This window comes from Shewanella colwelliana ATCC 39565, assembly GCF_000518705.1.
In the GTDB taxonomy this organism is placed as follows: Bacteria; Pseudomonadota; Gammaproteobacteria; order Enterobacterales; family Shewanellaceae; genus Shewanella; species Shewanella colwelliana.
Genome location: NZ_JAEC01000012.1, coordinates 1 through 17,916 on the forward strand (window position 1 = coordinate 1; position 17,916 = coordinate 17,916).

Below are 17,916 nucleotides of genomic sequence, written 5' to 3' on the forward strand. Positions count from 1 at the left end.
ACGCTACCGTCAGCGAAATAAAAACCAATACAGCCAAATGTTATAAGCCAAAAATGCCAACACCTTCATTCGAAGGTCAGCATATTTTTGTCCAAAAATGATTTAACTTTTGATTGTTAGATTGATACCCGAAAGGTTAAATCGGAGAGATAAAATAACCCTGTGTAGATGCGGCTGAGGGTATCGAAAACATGGCCGAAAATGTTCCCGACATTTTACGGCATTCACTACTTCCATGTAGGTCAGATGTTTTCGTTAAGCGGTCAGGGATGACGTATAGCGTCCCGAAGCAGTATCTGCACATAAGCGAGCCGCAGGCTTTTAACTACAATGAAGATTCGACTTTAAACACACATTCCAATTCCAATTCCAATACAGCCAAATGTTACAAGCCAAAAATGCCAACACCTTCATTCGAAGGCCAGCTTATTTTTGTCCAGAAACGATTTAACTTGTAATTACCGTAGCAGCAAGGTCAAATCGAAGAGATAGAAAACTCGGTGCGAACACAGTTGTGACCTTCTGAGGCATGGATGCCGAGGTAGAGCTCACATGGAAGTGCTCGAACAACGTCCATGTCTAAAAGCCAGTTCGGCGTCCATGCCTCTCGTTCGTAAGCACGAAGCTACGCTTCTCTCACCGTGTCACAAATGTGTTTGCACGTGGGGCCTGCTGCAAGCAATTCAAAACAATGAAAGTCAACGCTACCGTCAGCGAAATAAAAACCAATACAGCCAAATGTTACAAGCCAAAAATGCCAACACCTTCATTCCAAGGCCAGCTTATTTTTGTCCAAAAGCTTCTCACAAGGTCAAATCGAAGAGATAGAAAACTCGGTGTAGATGCCGGGGCGGACGTTGATGGCATCTCAATTAGACCAAGTCAAAGCGAGTGATAACTTGGTTTAGGCATGGCAGTGGCGTTGGTGGCATGGTGACAACAGAACAATAAAAAAGGCTTCCGAAGAAGCCTTTGATAGGTATTGCATAATAAGTACTGGGCTTATTTATGCTCTACAGCTAAGTAATTGATCAGGTCAATGAGCTCACCAAGGGTACGCACTTGGCTAAGGTTGACGGCGTACTTATCGTTAACGATGAAGGTGGGTACACTTTGAATGCGGAATTCACGTTGCTGCGCACGCCAAAGATCGATCTTCTCGTTGACCGCTTTGCTGTCTGCAATAGCGTCATACTTACTGATATCGATGCCCTTATCGGCAAACACTTTCTTAATGTCTGCACGGTTGTTGATAGCTGGCTCTTCATGAGCGCTGTGATCATGGTTGTGTCCGTGGGCACTTTCATCACCTTGGATCGCCGCGAACATGGCGTGGATCATAGTGTCTTGCACGTTTAGCTCTTGGATAACGGCAAGCGAACGCATCACTTCGGTACCAATTTCACTGTTCATGAAGTCAACATGCTTGCTGTCAAAGCTCACTTTCTTATTCAGGTTGGCTTTGATATCGCCTAAATATTGAGTTTCCATGTTGAAACAGTTGTGGCAATAGAATGAGTAAAACTCGGTAAGTTTAGGTTCAGCGCTAGGGGCTTTGTCAGAAACGGTAGTGAAATGCTTACCTTCAACAAACTGGGCAGCAAAACTGCTTAGGGGAGCAATGGCAAGGGTTAGAGCTAATGCGATATGTTTAATCATGATGTCCTCAGAATGACGAAGTCGTTGCGAAATAACTAAATCGTAACGGAAAAATTCAATTTTATTAGCATAATAGCGAAAGCTTAAGTATGACTGAAGTCAGCGCAATAATCTGCGCTGAGAATGTGATGCAGGTTGGAGTTTCAGCGGCTCGTTTAGCTTTTTTCTCGCAAACTTTGCCAAGCTTCACAAACTTCTCGAAACTTGGAGGCATCGCCGCCATCACGGTCGGGGTGCCACATTAACGCGAGGCGTCGCCATTGTCTGCGGATCTCTTTATTGGTGGCGGTATCGTCAAGCTCAAAAACAGCCAAGGCTCGGCTTTGATGCATCAAATTGGGGTTAGTACCAATATAGTTTTCATAACGATTCCAGAAAGACTCCAGCATCTCTTGAATGATATCGGGACAGGTATCGTAGTTACGCCAATCTTTGTAGTAATCCCTGAGGGCATCATCTTCCGCAAGCTGTTGGTCGAGATTACAGGGGACGATTCTAAAAATCTGTATCTCCATGGATTTCACTTGCAGCCAACTTTTAGGTAATAGGATCTGCTGCAGTTCAAACAGGGCGTTCATCAAGAGAAAGTTTTGTTTAAATAGCGCTTTTTGTGGGTTTTCGTCGAGGTTTTGCATTAAGCCTTTTTGCTGCAGTTCAGCGGCAAGGTGATGTACCTTCCAGCTGCTTAGGGAGCTTTGTAATAGTGACAACAGCGGCCAGATGAGGGGGTTGTCACCTTTGATCGCAAACAGATCCGCTGAAGCGGTTTGATCATCGAGTCGCGGTGTCATTGGTGGCTGTTTGGCTAGTAACATGCAATTTCACTCATCCGTGATTGGCGATATTTTCTACTATGGCAACAGCTGATTTGGAACGCAAGCCTTAAATTGTTGCTCATTATCGGTGCGTTTAAATTTAGGCGATGCTAAGCCAATAAATGTCGTCGCAGATGTGCGCTGGCAAATAGGTAAAATCGTGTCGCACCTTCACGGGGAGTATGAAGATTTTCATCGGCTACTTACGCTTTAATTTACTGACAATATTGGTTATTTATGCTTAACTTTGACTTAATCTCAACGGGAACAGAACTCAATGATATCGACGAGTTTGGGCAATAAACAGAAGGAAACGTTTTGAACAGATCAAAGATATTGCTAATAAGTGCGCTAGTGGCTGCGAACATGGGGGCGGCAGCTTCTGCAAATGAGATAGATTGGCGCTTAGCGATCGGTGCCCATGATTATTATGTTGATGAGGCAGACTCGCACACCTTTGGTGCTGGGGTGCAGATTGGCCTTGAATACATGACCCAGAGCGATATTTTACTGACCGGTGATATCAATATTTATATCGATCATGATGTCGATGAGTTAGATCCCGATCATATCCCTATCTGGTTTAGTTCGGCTTATGGTGCCAGTGGCGAGTTGTTCAGCTTCTCTGATACCAGCAGCATCAATTGGGAAGTGGTGTTAGAGGGTAAGCGTAACACTGTGAGTTCAGTTGAGAAGCAAGCAAAAGTGTTTCCTGCAGTGGCTTACCAGTATCAAACCGATACATTTAGTGCTGGAGTAAAAGTGGGTGGCGGCTATTACTTTTTAGAGATAGATGATGATGTGCCGCGCACCCGTGGTTACGATCGTGAAGATTTTCAAAATAAAACCGGTGCCTATACGATTGCCGCTGATACGCACTTTGCCTTGGGGCAATCTTTTGAGTTAGCGCTTTCAGCTCAGCAGTGGAACGATGGCAGTGATTGGTTAGAAAATGAGTTACAAGCCGAGCTTAGCTATGATGCCAATGCATGGGTTAAAGATAGCTTGTTAGTCATGAGCGTGAAATATACTGAGTATAACCTTGATCCTTATGCGAATACTTCAGTTGATGACCCAGACTATCTGCCTATCTTGCCGTGGAATAAAGACACCTTTGTGCGCGTCTACTTTGATATGCCTTGGTAAGATTTCTGCTATAAAACCACTACAGGTATGCTAGCTGTTGGTGGTTTTTTTGACTTGTTGGTTGGGGAGTATGAACATCTACTCGAAGTACATTATCTTATTAATCGTTGTGGCTGGGCTAGGTTTTTCTGGCTATTTGGGGCAGCGATTCCATGAGAAAGAGTCAGCGGCCATAGCCACCGAATTTCGAAAAGATGTCGACGACAAGGCATCAGCGCTTGAGCGTGAGATCCTACTTAATATCGAAGTACTTTATGCGTTTAGGGGGCTGTTTGATAGCTCTGAACATGTCACCGCCAAAGAGTTTGCTCGTATTGCCCAGAGTTTCATTGTCCGTCATCAAGATATCTATGCGATTGAGTGGGCCCCCGTATTACGCATCAACAGCGTGAGCCATTTGAATTGACGCAGCAGCGGTTATTCACCGATTTTGAGATCACCCAGAAGCTGGCATCAGGCATGTTAGTCGCGGAGCAACAACACAGTGAGTATTTCCCTATTGCTTATGTTGAGCCCGTTGCAGGTAATGAGTTTGCCTTAGGCTATAACTTGGCGTCTAACTCGACACGTATGGCCGCACTAGCGGTTTCTCGCGATCTAGATCTGGTGGTGGCCAGTGCCAGTACGCCGCTGCTGGGACAAGGCCGTCAGCAATACGGCACTTTAGTGTCAATCCCGGTATATCAAGGCTTGCCTAAAAATGTGATAAAGCGACGCGAACAAATAAAGGGGTTTGTCTTGTTGGTGTTGAAGGTCAGTGACATGTTTGATCGAGCCGTACAACGCACGGCCGCAAAAGGGATCTATTTTACTTTGGAAGATCGTACCTTAGGCAGCGAGATTGAGGTGCTTTATAGTAACCAAACGATCCCTATGCAGTTTTCTGTCGCCCAAAGTGATTTTAGCTATACCAAGCCTCTTGCTAGTGTAGGGCGGCGGAACTGGTCAATTAACGCTATTCCAAGTCTTGGTTATATCGCCGAGCGCCGATCAATGATGCCCTATTTGATCACCGCTATTGGCTGGGTATTTGTGCTGCTAGGCAGTGCTTACGTCTATGCTTTATTGCGCCGCACAACCTTAATTGAAGAGGAGGTGGCGCAACGTACTCAGGCATTAGAGGAGGCAAAGTTAAAGCTGGAGCAGTTGTCTCAAACTGATGCGCTGACAAAAATTGCCAATCGGCGCTTTTTTGATGAAGCCTTTAATCACGAATGGTTAAGAGCGGTGCGCCAAGGTTCGAGCTTAGGGTTAATGATGATCGATATCGACCATTTCAAGCTTTATAACGACACCTATGGTCATCAAGCCGGTGATGAATGCTTGGCTGCGGTGGCGCAGGCGATAGAGAAGACACTGAACCGTAAAGCCGATGTTGTGGCACGCTATGGGGGAGAGGAGTTTGTTGTGCTCTTGCCTGATACCAAAGATTGTGTGGTACCCGCTCAGCGTTGTTTAGCCAACATTGAGGCGCTCGCCATTCCTCATCGTGCATCGCCAACATCTAATTACATTACGGTCAGTATCGGTGTGTCTATCGCATTGCCTAAACAAGACAGCAGAAGTGAAGCATTTATTCATCAAACTGGTATTGCGTTGTACGAAGCGAAGCGCAGCGGCCGTAATCGGGTAGAGATAGCAGATGGTGCGCTATTAAGTTTGTAGCGCGTGGCTGGGTGCGCCTTGCGATCGCGCTCAACAATTCAATTAAACAATAGGTGCCGCGTGTCCAATTTATCCGAGAGTCGCTATCAGTTAAAAGTCGCCACCTTAAACTTGTTTAATTATATGGCGCCGCCAGATGCCTACTACGATTTTGTTAATATTTACACTGACCCCCAGTGGTTGCAAAAACAGGCGTGGATCACTCAATATCTCCAGAAGCACACACCCGATGTCATTGGATTTCAGGAAGTCTTCTCCATCGATGCGTTGCAGCGTTTAGTTAATGATGCTGGTTATCCGTTTTTTGCGGTTGTTGATGCTCCTCTGGTCACCGATGGCTTTATCTATCGTAGCCCTGTTGTTGCTCTGGCATCCAAGTTTCCGATCTTAGCTTTTAAGCCTGTGCAACCCGACCCGCAGTTGGCGACGATGATGGGGCTGCAGGCTGATTTTAGTTTCAGTCGCAAACCGTTAATGGCGACCATTGATATGCCAAATCTCGGAGCTTGTGATTGCTACGTGGTGCACTTTAAATCTAAACGTGGTCAGTTTGACGTTGAACAGGGCGTCGATACCTTGGGAGTGAGCACTCAGCAGGTGGGCCAGCACTTTGCCATTGAAGCCGCTGCCAAGTGGAGCGCGGCGATGGTACGAGGCAGTGAAGCGATGTTGCTTCGCTATGAGATAGCTAAGCAGCGAGTGAAGTTATCTCATCCCGTCATTTTAATGGGGGATTTTAATGACCACCTTAGCGATGGCGTGCTCGCCAGCTTGGTCTCCAGCGATACCCGTTTAGTGAGCGGATTATCACAGCAGGGGTTCAATCTTTATCGTCTGCAAGATGCTTATCATCTTTTCGAGCGATCGCAGTACTGTCCTATCGCCGTTGCCCGTCAACCTACGCACTACCATCTGGCATCGGGTTCAGTGCTCGACTATATCCTGCTGTCGAATGAGTTTGACCCGCATAACGACCAATGTTTGGCTGAGGTTGAGCGCTATCACACCTACGACCGACATCTGCTGAATCCAATTTATGAGCAAGATAGTCACAGCACGGACCATGCACCTGTAATGATCACCCTAAAAATCAGGCTATAAGCCAAGCGTGATGGTATGTTTAACACTAGCCTTACAAGTTATTGATGTTATATTGTTTTTGGATAAACACCATCGGTTAGCAACGAGGAAGGTTATGAGCAAGTGTTACCTAAACACGATAGGGATCGCCTTGCTATGGGCCATTATGCTCAATCAGGTTTTGGCTGTCCCTGCCGCAAATGTTAAGAGTGCGGTTAATCGCGCCGAAACCTCAACAAAAGTGAAAGAAAACCTTGTGCTGCCCTACCTTTTTAGTACTGATACCATGGGCTTCAATCTTGGTGTCGGTGGCATGTTAAGTGGTTATTATCAAGAACAGATGACCATAGGGGGGACGGTATTTGGTGGTGAGGTAAGCCGTGGTATCGGCGGTGGCGTATGGAACTATAAGCTGCCAAAAACCGAGCGATTCTTTTTAAGTGTGTATGGCATGCTAGGTTATTACCCGCAGCAAAAGGCCTATGCTGGCAGTACCGATGAGTATATTCCTTATGATAGGCCTTTACCGGGGAGTAACGGCTCTTCAAATGAGCAATTTCTACAAGCCGATGGGGCTTCCAACTGGTTTGATATTAAGCTTGAGTATGCACTTCCTTTTGGAGCAACCAAAGAGAGCGGCCGAGTTGAATATCAGATAGAAAATGGCTTATTGGTGTCTGCGCCGAGTGGTGGTGAAGTATGGAATCCATTGAGCAGTGGGGCAACCGTGTTGGTGCTGCGACAGTTTAATCGTTATCAAAGCTTTGAGTTTGAAGAGGATACTTTAGATGGCGCTATCCATGCGCTTGAACTCGGTATCTTGTATGACAATACCGACTTTCCTATTAATCCCTCCTATGGCAGTAGCCAATATTTATCGATATCACACGATTCGGCTTGGCTAGAGTCTGATCATGAGTGGACATTTATCAATCTAGATATGAGCAAATACTTTTCGTTAGGTAGTTCAGACTATGCAAGTCAACGGGTTATCGCGCTCAATTTTTGGACAGGATATAGCCCCTCCTGGGCGCTTGAATATGATGAGCTGGGGGGCAGGCGTGTGACCGGAAATGCCCCCTATAATGAGGGCGCAACCTTAGGCGGCTTTTATCGTATGCGAGGCTTCGATCAAAGCCGCTTTCACGATAAGGCTGCAATTTATGGTACTGCGGAATATCGTTATACATTTAAAGCCAACCCCGTTGAGGACATTAACTGGTTACGCTTCTTACGTTTAGATTGGTTTCAATTGGTTGGGTTTGTCGAGGCTGGTCGTGTAGCGCCATCGTTTAAAGCCAGCGAATTATTCAGTGATATTAAATATGACTTTGGTGTTTCTTTGAGGGCTTTGATGGCGGGTCTTGTGGTGCGCAGCGATATTGCCCATTCAGAGGAGGGAACAAACTTGTGGATAATGGTGGACCATCCATTTTAAGGGTGGGAATAGCTTATAGACTAAGGAGCGTCATGAATGGCAAGAAAAATTACCCAACAGAATAATTTCTTTTACACCACATTGGCCTTAATCGCGTTGCTGTTAAGTGCGTCGTTGGTAAAAGAGATGCCAGATGGGGTTCTCGAGTTCATTATAGAAGCGTTCACGGCAGTGACATTTATCGTCTGTATCTTTAGTCTACGCTTCGATAACGCTTGGTATCGCTTTATGGCAACCCTTTTAGGTGGTTGGATGGTGGCCATCATAGTACGTAATGTTACTGATATTGAGATGATGGATAACATCATATTGATATTGATGTTTCTATTTTATGGTGGGACATTTCGTTCCATAGCAAGGCAAATTCTGTTTACTGGGCAGGTTGATGCAAACAAAGTGATAGGGTCTATCGCTCTGTTTTTATTAATGGGATTAATGTGGGCGATTATCTATATCTTGATTGTTGCCCTTTCTCCCCACGCATTTAATGGCGTAGAAGCCGCACCGTGGCGAGAGATGATGTCGCAGTTTGCCTATTTTAGTTTTGTCACCTTAACCACATTAGGCTACGGCGATATTAGTCCGGCGACGCCCTTTGCTCAGGTGATTGTTTATATGGAGGCAATTGCTGGCGTGTTTTATATGGCGATTGTGGTAGCAAGCTTAGTCAGCGCTGGATTAGCGCAAACACAAGATAGTCAGGGAAACTAATATGGACCATTTAACCCAAAAAGAGCAGAGCAAACTGTTCGTCAACAACATGACAGAGTCAGCCATCAAAATTGGCCTGCTGCTGGTTTTACTGTTTTGGACCTATGACATTGTCAGGCCGTTTGTTATTCCTGTACTGTGGGGCGCCATCATTGCGGTCGCGCTAATGCCTGTCACGCAAAAGCTAGAGAGAATGTTAAAGGGTCGTCGGGGCCTAGCGGCGACAGTGTTGACCTTAGTGGGGATCATATTGTTAATTACGCCTGTGGTCGTGGTATCTGGATCCATTTTTGAGGGCGTGACGCGGACATTAGAAGTGTTGCAAAGTGGCGAGGTGAAAATCCCCGGTCCAACACAGAAGGTGGCAGATATCCCAATAATTGGTGATAAGCTTTTTGAAATATGGAGTTTGGTCTCTACTAACCTAGAAAAAGCAATTTTACATTTTTTACCTGAGATTAGACATGCAGCATCGGCAATGGCCGGAGTGATTGGCAGCAGCCTAGCCACCTTAGTGATGTTTATCGTTTCCTTAGCCATAGCGGGAGGCTTTATGGCTCATGCTGATGCCTGTACTAAAGCGGTACAAACCGTCGCGGTGAGAGCGGTTGGTCCCAATGCGCAAGCGTGGAGTACATTGACTGCCGCGACGATACGTAGCGTGTTACTGGGTGTGGTGGGTGTAGCCTTTATTCAATCTATGTTGGTCGGCTCGGCGATGTTTGTGTTTGGAGTTCCTGCGGCAGGTATTATCACCTTTGCGGTATTGATATTGGGTATTGCACAACTTCCAGCACTTATTGTTGTGTTACCTGTTATCGCTTATGTGTTTTCCACACAAGAGACCATCTCGGCAACCATATTTACGATTTGGGTGGTGCTTGCTGGGCTCTCTGATAACTTTTTGAAACCTATGTTGATGGGACGAGGTGTTGATGTGCCTATGCCGGTAATTTTAATTGGCGCCATTGGCGGCATGTTAACCGCAGGGATTATCGGCCTCTTTTTAGGGGCGGTTATTCTGGCTATTTGGTATGAGATTTTTATCAATTGGTTGCAAAGTGATCGTCGCGAACAAGCAGCCTTAGCGCCTGAAGATGTGCCGACTTCCAGTGAAACACTTGATTGATTGCTTGGCGGTAACTTGCCTTAAGTTACCGCCTACAACTTAAAATAAATCAGAGAGAAACATGCTTGACGCTATTTGCAAAATAGATCTTCAACCTGACATGACCTACTCGGTATTTAAGTTTCAGGTATTAAACGATGCTGAGATAGAGCGTTTACGCCAGCACCTATTTTGCCCTGTGTGTGATGGTAAAGCCTATTTCCGTAAAGCATCTAAAGATGGTAAAGCGGCCTGTTTTGGCTCTCGTTATCATCAGCTTGATTGCGCCGAATTTAAGCCCTCTGCTAGTCGTCAACGTGAAGAGCAAGATGCGACAGAGGTGAATCAGCTCATCACCGAAAGTGATGCATTAAAAATTGATTTCAGCCGTTCACCTTCAACCGCTAAGGCTAAACCGTCTTCACCGCAAACTGCCGTTTTAGATAAGAAAGCTCAGTCTAATGATGCACTTGAGCTGCCTAATCAGATTGCAGAGCCTCAAAGTCAGTATCTGGACGATAAGAGGGCTCATCAGCCTGATCAACGTATCGGTAGCCAAGGGTTAGAGAAACTACTCAATAGCTTATTACGAGGGAGCGATCTGGCCAGCTCCGACTTGTGGGTCTACACCGACGATAAATATCGATGGCGCGCCAAGAATTTATTCGTCAATTTTGTCGACGCAGAGCCTACTGATAATGGCTCTCCACGTATGTATTGGGGCACGCTATCCCATAGCGACAAAGCCATGTTGTGGCTAAACCCTGCCGATAGCAAAGATGTCGGTATTCCTATCGACAGCTTTAAGGGGGCATTACAACAGCGTTTTGGTGTCGAAGACCGACGAGATCTTGAAGGAGCAGGGATTATCATCTTTGGTAAGTGCTTTTGGAACAAAGACAAAACACGAAAGATCATCCAGCTGTGGAACCGAGACGTAACCCGTATGCACCTGTCTAAGGCCGATGACTAGGCTTGCCTTGCAGACTCTGTAAGTATTTTAAATATCAATCGAGCCAGAGTTTGCATTGCAATTATTTGACGCTTGCCTTTCACGACGAGTCTTATGGTTGAGCGTTAATCATAAATGAATGAGGGCGTTAGCGCTCATTTGCCCTTCTTGGTACGACTTATGCTGTGTTTATATTGCAGGATAAACCTATCCCTATCGCGATAACGGCCGATAAAAGGGTGAGGAGTACAGTATGAATAGCAGCATAAAAGCGCCCATTGATAGCTTATATTTTGTGGTCAACAAAGGCCTTTATCTCAGCTCTGAAGCTTATCGACAACGGGTGGATTACATTCGAACCTTGATGGCACTTAACCCAGACACTGAGTCGCAGTCTACGCCCAGTAAAACGCGGCGTGAGTTGACCGCCAAACAACATGAAAAACCCGCTGATACCAATCAGTATAAAATGGCGTTTTAAGACTATATCTGTTGGGAGCGACGTCGATTTTTAGCCAGCTTGTCCCCAAACTGATAAATGGCTAATCCCCCTAGTACTAAGCTTGCGCCAATGATCAGGGTCTCGCTGATCGTCTCACCATTGAGTTGTGCGCCAAGCGCCATGGCAAACACTGGGGTGATCAAGGTGACTAACGCCACGGTACTGGCATTGAGGTGTTGTAGAATATAGAAATAGGCGATAAAGCCGATTAGTGAACCAAAGATACCTAGGTATAAAATGGCCCCCATCGACTTGATTGACCATGTGTCTAGCGGCACAGTGCCGTCGAATATAATCCAAGCGATGGCAAACATCGGTGTAGAAAACAATAATGCCCCTACAGTACTCGCAATAGGATGGATCTGCAGTTTAACGGTTTTAATTAACACCCCACTTAAGCTAAATAGACACACTGCGCTCAACACTAATACCAAACCTATCCAGCTGTCGTTGCCCAGTGATAGTTTGGTGGAGCAGACTACACCAAGCCCAGTAAATGCCAGCAATAGCGCCAATACTCTCAGTGGACCAAATTTAGGTTCGTTAAGTAGCTTTTGGGCCAGTATCCCAGACAGTAGCGGCGATAAACCAAAGATTAACGACATGGTGCCCGAGGGAAGATAACGAGCGGCAAAGTAACTGAGCAACATGCCTCCGACAATGCCGATAGAGGAAAAAGCATAAAGTTTAAAGGCGCGTTTATGCCAAGGCAGGCGGATGCGGCTAAATAAGATAATCAATGAGCCTATGACTAAAGCGATCACCATGCGAAGCAGGACTGCCATGGTTGGGTGTACCGATTCGCTGCTCCATACAATGCCTAGTGGCGTTGTTGACCAGATAAGGACGACGGCCAAAAATGAGATGGGCACGAGTTTGGGCAGAACAGTCGCGGAAGGTATAGCAATACAACTCAGAGTTAGCGAGCAAAAACAGAGCAAGATTTTGACTTATATTAGTCAATATTACTATGGGAAAGTGGGCCGAGATTGAAACTATTTATGTCAAAGATTAACGAGTCTAATTAGGCGGCCATGAACTGTAGGGCTAGAAAGTCAAAAGGGGCAACGCCCTTTAGCGCTTGCCCCTTTTGTTGTTTGCGGTTGTATGAACCTTTACCTTTTCTCGGTTTTTCAGTACGCATCTTAAATAATTCACTGGTGACGATAGCCTTTAAGGCGTTGTCCTTTATTTTGCCTCGACCACTATCATGTTCAATAGTGACGTTGCGCTGGTTTTTGTTACCCATTGGGTGTCCTCTTTATAGTTACCTAGCATCTTGATTCACGGCAGGCTGGCACTTTTTAACGGCTTTGTGCCACTACCGAGATCGCCGAACATTACGCCTGTTTTGGCGATTAATCAACCACTATATTGCTACTTTTTATTGAATGATCGCTGGGCCCAAGCAGAGCTTTTCATTAGCTTCTACACTTATGTGCAACACTAACAAGGAGCGGTTATGAATATTTTTAAAACGTTATTGCTAATAAGCTGTTTAGGCTTATTCTTTGCTTTGCCGGCCGCTGGCCATGGTGATATTGGCCAGCCCTCAAGTGGGGCAAAACAGATGGCTGGTGCTAAAGGGACCTTTGCCTTTAAGCCAGCAGATTGGATAGCAGCAAAGCAAACATGGTGGAAAGATTCTGATGGCGTAGCGCCTGGTGTCGCAGGCTGTCATATTGGTACCGACGAGCACGGTGTTGCTAATGGGCGCATGTTTGGCGAAGCTTGTTTGCCAGACGGTATACTAGTGGAGTCAAACCCAGGCAAAGATGTGGTCCATGTTCACGGCAACGATACGGGTCATCCTGATACGTTTGATTGTAATGCTTGGTGTGTCGGGGAAGGTAATACAACCGGTAGGTGTGAGGTGGCTAAAGCACCGCCTTGTGAACAATCTGCACGTTGCGTGTGTCGATAGTCTGTTTACTGCAAGGGCCTTCTCTTGACCCTTTATGTTGGCTCAATAAAATTAATTATCATTTAACTAACGCTTGCTATAGTCTCTTTTACCTTAAGATATCGCGTTGTAAAGGAGTCATAATCGATGAAAAAAATACCTCAAATCGTGGTGGGAACGGCACTGTTGTCACTGTCTGCCTGTGGTTTTATTGGTGATGACAAGGCAAAAATAGAGCAGGCATGGCTTGAACAAGATCAACAGCTTAAAAGCGTGATTGAACAGATCCGCACTCAGGGGATCGATGTTGTTGCTCGCAGCGCACAGGCAGGATCGATTTCTGCATGCGTGGCTAATCGGCTCAGCGATGACCCGCTTGGCCAGCTCGTCAGCGTAGAGGGCGCGTTGGTGGAGTCGGCGCAAATTACCGATTTGATGAGCCAGCTCCAAGGCACCATGGAGCAAGACGTTAGTATCGAACAGGTGATTAATCTTGTGCAACAAGGTGCTGACTTGGCGGCTTATGGCAAAGCGTTAGTCGACCAGCAAGGCTTAGATCAAGCCTTGCAAACCCTTGATCAGTTGGCGCAGTCGGGTGGTCAGTGGGCATCAGAGGATCTCGGCGCCCACTTTCAACAACTGCTGCTGACTTGCCGCGAGCAAGGCTAGTGTTATTTACAGGCTTGCTGTACTCAATTCATGGCGATAGGGAATTGAGCGTCGTGCACCAAAACGCGTGACGGTAATGGCAGCCGCTTGATGGGCAAATTTGACGGCATCTGTCATTGCTAAACCTTCACTCAAGGCGACCATTAGGCCACCATTAAAGGTGTCACCTGCGGCCACAGTGTCGACGGGGTCAACTGCTATACCTGGGATGATGCCTTCGAAACCATCATGGCTGAGGTAGGCTCCCTGTTTACCTAACGTAATGATGACAGTTTTGGGGCCTAACTGATGTAACATCTGTGCGGCTAGCTTTGCACTGGAGGCGTCAGTGACCTCAATCCCCGTTATCGCCTCTGCTTCGGTTTCATTGGGGGTTATGATATCGACTAAACGCAGCAGGTCTTTGCCTATGACACTAGCAGGGGCTGGGTTGAGTATGGTGTTTGTGCCATTTTCTTTGGCTAAGGTTAGCGCGCTAAGCACAGTCGGCCCCGGTGTTTCTAGTTGCACTAAGAGCCAGTCAGCTTTGCGAAGAAGGTGTTGATGATAGCCTAATGCTTCAGGGGTTAATGAGGCGTTCGCTCCCGCCGAAACGCCAATCATGTTTTCGCCATTCTTACCGACAAAAATCATTGCTGTACCTGTTGCTTGTCCAGCCTTCTTTGTGACCCCATCTTCGCAAATACCATCACTGAGCCAAGCATTAGATAGCGCATCGCCAATGGTATCGTCGCCCACATGGCAGATGAAATCGACTCGAGTATGCTCTTGGCATAAACGTGCCACAGCCACGGCCTGGTTTGCACCTTTACCACCATGTTCCAAGCGATAGTTTTGGCTCATTAGCGTTTGCCCGGCTGCTGGCAGAAACTCAAAATTCATCACGTGATCGGCGTTGGCGCTGCCCACAATTAACAGTCTACTCATGATCTCTTCTTTCCCGATAAAAAGGAGGGGAAGCCCCTCCTCATAGCGATTGCCATTATTGGTTATAGGCGGTTAAACACTCAACGATTAGGTCAACAAAGCCTTGTCTATCAATATCAAATAGCACTGTGGCATTGGCTGGCTGTCCACTGAGTTGATAGCGGTCCACCACCGTCATGCCTTGAGTGTGTTCGCCTTTGGTTTCGACGCTGACGGCGCATTCGATACTGGTAAACAGTTCTGGTTTTAACAACCAAGCGATAGTGCAGGGGTCATGCAAAGGCGCGCCAGTAAAGCCCCACTTAGGATCTCTATGGTAGATCATAAAGAAATCTAATAACCCTGCGACACACTGCGCCACAGGATTTTGAATTTGACGAATGCGCTCAATATCTTCATCCATGATCTGTGCTTGATGGGTCACATCTAGGCCGCACATGGTGATTGCAATGCCGGATTTGAACACCATATCGGCGGCTTCAGGATCAACAAAGATATTAAATTCGGCAGCAGGTGTCCAGTTGCCTACGCCAGCGGCACCTCCCATCAAGACTATGCGATCAATTTTACTGTGAAGCTCAGGATAATTTGCCAAAAACAGCGCGATATTGGTCAGCGGGCCTGACGGAATTAGCGTGACAGGTTCGCTACTTTGACGCACTTTTTGTGCTATCAATTCGATGGCATTTTCACTTACTGGGGCAAAAGTGGGATCGGGTAGCTTAGGACCATCTAAGCCAGTCTCGCCATGAACGTTGTTGGCAATAATCAACTCTCTGGCTAACGGCTTAATGGCGCCGCCGGCGACCGGAATATCGCTGCGGTTGAGCAGCGTGAGTATACGCAGTGCATTATTTAGCGTTTTGTCAGGGGTTTGATTCCCTGCGCTGGTCGTTACCGCTAGCGGATTGAGTTGGTCGCTGCTTAGCGCGAGAATAAGAGAGATTGCATCATCATGACCGGGATCGCAGTCAAGAATTATCGGCCGTGCAGATGCTAAAGGTTTAATTGCCGTTGTTGGATTAGTGGTGGCACTAGAACTTGTCATGGTCATACTCCATTGATTGACACCTTTTGCAGAGTAGCACGCTATTTAGACTTGTCATCTTTGGTGAGAGAAATTGTGATTGAAGACGCTGTAACACCAATCAGTACAAGAATGTGATCGACTCAACGTGTTTTTGGCAACGAGTACAAGGCGAATAGCTGATAGAATGGTGGCTCCCTTGTGAGGCTATTCAACGCAGGAGTTGGCAGGTAAAAAGCACGCTCAAAAAGTCAGTTTTAGCGCACCCGATGCAGTGTTAACGAGCTTAAATCTAGAACGACACTGCTCCTCACTCGTTGCAATCAATAGGAACCTTGTGAATGCCCTTGATGCACGACTAAAGGGATATAGGGCGAAGCAAGACTAAAGGGATTTAGGAGGTAGGCTCACGCATGGAGCGGTTACCTAGGATGCTAGAGCCTAGGAGCAATTAAGAGCCTTGCCTCAGACGCGTTAAATGCTCGCTGAGCGATCAGAACTTTATACTGATTGGTATAAGGCAAGGAAAAGCCTTTTCCTGCTTTTACTCATGCCAAGTATCACCTATCTACGCATATTATCTGAATAATCAATAGGTGGTTGCTTTTTTAACATTGCATTAAAAAATTATTATATTAATACTTTTCATAAGGTTAAGTTTTTACTTAAGTCCGTTAATGACTTTTTTATGATAAGTTAATTATTAATTATTGACTCAAAGGTCATTGCAGATTATTTTGCCGCCGATGTTTTTACTAAGGTGCAATAGATGGCATCAGTCTGTTTAAATATGACTGGTGGTATGTCCATGAAAAGCAGCAATTAAGCGTGATGCCATATACAGTGTTACGCCGAGTAAATTAGTTAGCCCAAAAGGCTCAATTTAAGAAGGACCTTATCGCATGTCTGAACCGACAGCCTTAAGTCTTATCCCACCTTTGGTGGTTTTGGTGTTAGCCATCTGGCTACGCCGTCCAATCCTATCGTTAGTTATTGGTGCCCTAGTTGGCTTGGTGATGTACCAACCCACAGAAGTATTAGGTAACTTTTCTGATATTTCCCTATCTGTTATGGCCGATGAAACCATAGGTTGGTTGATCTTGGTTTGTGGTGGGTTTGGTGCCTTAATCGCATTGCTGGTTAAAACCGGTGGCTCAATGGCATTTGGTCGTCATGCGCTCAAGTTGGCTAAGGGGCCTAAGTCGTCGCTGTTTATGACCTTTATATTGGGCGTGGTGATTTTTATCGACGACTACCTCAATGCGTTAACCGTTGGTTCGACAATGCAAAGAGTCACGGATAAGTTCAAGGTCTCCCGTGAAATGCTAGCCTATGTGGTGGACTCTACTGCTGCACCTATCTGTGTCTTAGTCCCTCTCTCTACGTGGGCGGTTTTCTTTGGCGGCCTCTTGGTCGACAATGGTATTGCCGGCGAAGGCCAAGGGATTGCGGTTTATATGTCAGCGATCCCCTATATGCTTTACGCTTGGCTTGCAGTGGCTATGGTGTTGTTGGTCATCTTAGGTATTGTGCCTGCTTTTGGGCCAATGAAGCGTGCACAACAAGCTGCCGCTCAAGGTGAGCCTGCATTAGCGAGGACAGATCTTGATGAGGTACAAACTTCTGATGAATACGCGCTAAAAGCGATTGAAGATGAGTTTAAGCACGCGGACAACTTAGGTCAGCTGCACAATTTTTTTGTGCCAATTATCCTTTTGGTTGGCTTTACGGTTTATTTCGATATTGATGTATTGAAAGGTCTTATAGCCACCTTAGCGATAACTTTACCTTACTATGGTGTGCAGCGCCTGATGCCGTTATCAGAGGTGATGGAGCAGATGATTGATGGCTTTAAAGCCATGTTGCCAGCCATTGGTACCGTGATTGCCGCCTTTGTGTTTAAAGATGTGTGCGACAAACTAATGTTGCCGCAATATGTTATTGATAATCTCAGTCCGTTTATGACGCCGCAACTGTTGCCTGCCGTGGTGTTTTTAGCTATGTCGATATTGGCGTTTGCCACCGGATCTAGCTGGGGTATCTTTGCGGTTTCAATTCCTATTGTGATGCCTCTGGCGCAAGCGGTTGACGCTAACATTCCATTAGTGATTGGTGCGCTGTTGTCGGCATCCTCTTTTGGTAGTCAGGCGTGTTTCTACTCTGATTCTACTGTGCTAGCGGCTCAAGGCTCTGGTTGTAACTTGGTGAGTCATGCCGTGACACAGTTACCCTATGCCTTAATTGCGGCAGGAGCGACCTTTGTGGGTTTCTTATGGCTGGCTTGATTAACTGATAGTGGGCAGATGGCTAAGTG

Annotated in this window: 18 protein-coding genes; 12 read left to right on the forward strand and 6 right to left on the reverse strand. The window is 46.2% G+C overall.

The window, feature by feature from the left end; genetic code table 11:
* Window positions 1-1,002: 1,002 nt before the first annotated feature.
* On the reverse strand, window positions 1,003-1,659 hold the full coding sequence (locus tag L876_RS0106635; protein ID WP_028763083.1) for a thiol:disulfide interchange protein DsbA/DsbL: 657 nt from the start codon (window positions 1,657-1,659) through the stop codon (window positions 1,003-1,005).
* A 155-nt stretch (window positions 1,660-1,814) separates the two neighbouring features.
* Window positions 1,815-2,474, reverse strand: coding sequence for a DNA-J related domain-containing protein (locus tag L876_RS0106640; protein WP_028763084.1), 660 nt, complete (start codon window positions 2,472-2,474; stop codon window positions 1,815-1,817).
* Between the two features lie 318 nt (window positions 2,475-2,792).
* On the opposite strand from L876_RS0106640, the gene L876_RS0106645 reads away from it, so the two are divergent.
* From L876_RS0106645 to L876_RS0106680, 9 genes are all read left to right on the forward strand, one after another.
* Window positions 2,793-3,620, forward strand: coding sequence for a hypothetical protein (locus tag L876_RS0106645; protein ID WP_081730642.1), 828 nt, complete (start codon window positions 2,793-2,795; stop codon window positions 3,618-3,620).
* Window positions 3,621-3,690: 70 nt separating this feature from the next.
* Window positions 3,691-4,026 carry a hypothetical protein gene (locus tag L876_RS22285; protein WP_051412981.1) on the forward strand — a complete coding sequence of 112 codons (336 nt, stop codon included), beginning with the start codon at window positions 3,691-3,693 and terminating at the stop codon, window positions 4,024-4,026.
* Window positions 3,981-5,285 (forward strand): diguanylate cyclase domain-containing protein, encoded by a 1,305-nt coding sequence (locus L876_RS21265; RefSeq protein ID WP_156029386.1) that lies wholly within the window; start codon window positions 3,981-3,983, stop codon window positions 5,283-5,285. The genes L876_RS22285 and L876_RS21265 overlap by 46 nt, the downstream gene beginning before the upstream one ends.
* 60 nt (window positions 5,286-5,345) lie before the next feature.
* Window positions 5,346-6,386, forward strand: a complete 1,041-nt coding sequence (locus L876_RS0106655; RefSeq protein WP_028763086.1) for an endonuclease/exonuclease/phosphatase family protein — start codon at window positions 5,346-5,348, stop codon at window positions 6,384-6,386.
* A gap of 94 nt (window positions 6,387-6,480) precedes the next feature.
* Window positions 6,481-7,803: a BamA/TamA family outer membrane protein gene (locus tag L876_RS0106660; protein WP_248674505.1), complete on the forward strand. Its 1,323-nt coding sequence runs from the start codon at window positions 6,481-6,483 to the stop codon at window positions 7,801-7,803.
* A gap of 36 nt (window positions 7,804-7,839) precedes the next feature.
* Window positions 7,840-8,514, forward strand: a complete 675-nt coding sequence (locus L876_RS0106665) for a potassium channel family protein (protein WP_028763088.1) — start codon at window positions 7,840-7,842, stop codon at window positions 8,512-8,514.
* A 1-nt stretch (window position 8,515) separates the two neighbouring features.
* Window positions 8,516-9,643, forward strand: a complete 1,128-nt coding sequence (locus L876_RS0106670) for an AI-2E family transporter (protein ID WP_028763089.1) — start codon at window positions 8,516-8,518, stop codon at window positions 9,641-9,643.
* A 61-nt stretch (window positions 9,644-9,704) separates the two neighbouring features.
* Window positions 9,705-10,595 (forward strand): hypothetical protein, encoded by an 891-nt coding sequence (locus L876_RS0106675; protein ID WP_028763090.1) that lies wholly within the window; start codon window positions 9,705-9,707, stop codon window positions 10,593-10,595.
* Window positions 10,596-10,827: 232 nt separating this feature from the next.
* Window positions 10,828-11,055 (forward strand): hypothetical protein, encoded by a 228-nt coding sequence (locus L876_RS0106680; RefSeq protein WP_028763091.1) that lies wholly within the window; start codon window positions 10,828-10,830, stop codon window positions 11,053-11,055.
* Window positions 11,056-11,057: 2 nt separating this feature from the next.
* Here the strand turns inward: L876_RS0106680 and L876_RS0106685 are convergent, their stop codons facing one another.
* The gene (locus L876_RS0106685; RefSeq protein ID WP_428829715.1) at window positions 11,058-11,948 is read right to left on the reverse strand and encodes a DMT family transporter; all 891 of its coding nucleotides are present in this window, start codon (window positions 11,946-11,948) and stop codon (window positions 11,058-11,060) included.
* A 152-nt stretch (window positions 11,949-12,100) separates the two neighbouring features.
* Window positions 12,101-12,325: a ribosome alternative rescue factor ArfA gene (locus tag L876_RS0106690; protein WP_028763093.1), complete on the reverse strand. Its 225-nt coding sequence runs from the start codon at window positions 12,323-12,325 to the stop codon at window positions 12,101-12,103.
* A 213-nt stretch (window positions 12,326-12,538) separates the two neighbouring features.
* On the opposite strand from L876_RS0106690, the gene L876_RS0106695 reads away from it, so the two are divergent.
* Window positions 12,539-13,000: a hypothetical protein gene (locus tag L876_RS0106695; RefSeq protein WP_028763094.1), complete on the forward strand. Its 462-nt coding sequence runs from the start codon at window positions 12,539-12,541 to the stop codon at window positions 12,998-13,000.
* A gap of 126 nt (window positions 13,001-13,126) precedes the next feature.
* Window positions 13,127-13,648: a hypothetical protein gene (locus tag L876_RS0106700; protein WP_028763095.1), complete on the forward strand. Its 522-nt coding sequence runs from the start codon at window positions 13,127-13,129 to the stop codon at window positions 13,646-13,648.
* A 6-nt stretch (window positions 13,649-13,654) separates the two neighbouring features.
* Here the strand turns inward: L876_RS0106700 and rbsK are convergent, their stop codons facing one another.
* The gene (gene rbsK, locus L876_RS0106705) at window positions 13,655-14,575 is read right to left on the reverse strand and encodes a ribokinase (protein WP_028763096.1); all 921 of its coding nucleotides are present in this window, start codon (window positions 14,573-14,575) and stop codon (window positions 13,655-13,657) included.
* A 55-nt stretch (window positions 14,576-14,630) separates the two neighbouring features.
* The gene (gene rihA / locus L876_RS0106710; RefSeq protein WP_051412985.1) at window positions 14,631-15,623 is read right to left on the reverse strand and encodes a pyrimidine-specific ribonucleoside hydrolase RihA; all 993 of its coding nucleotides are present in this window, start codon (window positions 15,621-15,623) and stop codon (window positions 14,631-14,633) included.
* Window positions 15,624-16,504: 881 nt separating this feature from the next.
* Here rihA and L876_RS0106715 point away from each other — a divergent pair.
* Window positions 16,505-17,887 carry a Na+/H+ antiporter NhaC family protein gene (locus L876_RS0106715; protein ID WP_028763098.1) on the forward strand — a complete coding sequence of 461 codons (1,383 nt, stop codon included), beginning with the start codon at window positions 16,505-16,507 and terminating at the stop codon, window positions 17,885-17,887.
* The last annotated feature ends 29 nt before the right edge of the window (window positions 17,888-17,916 follow it).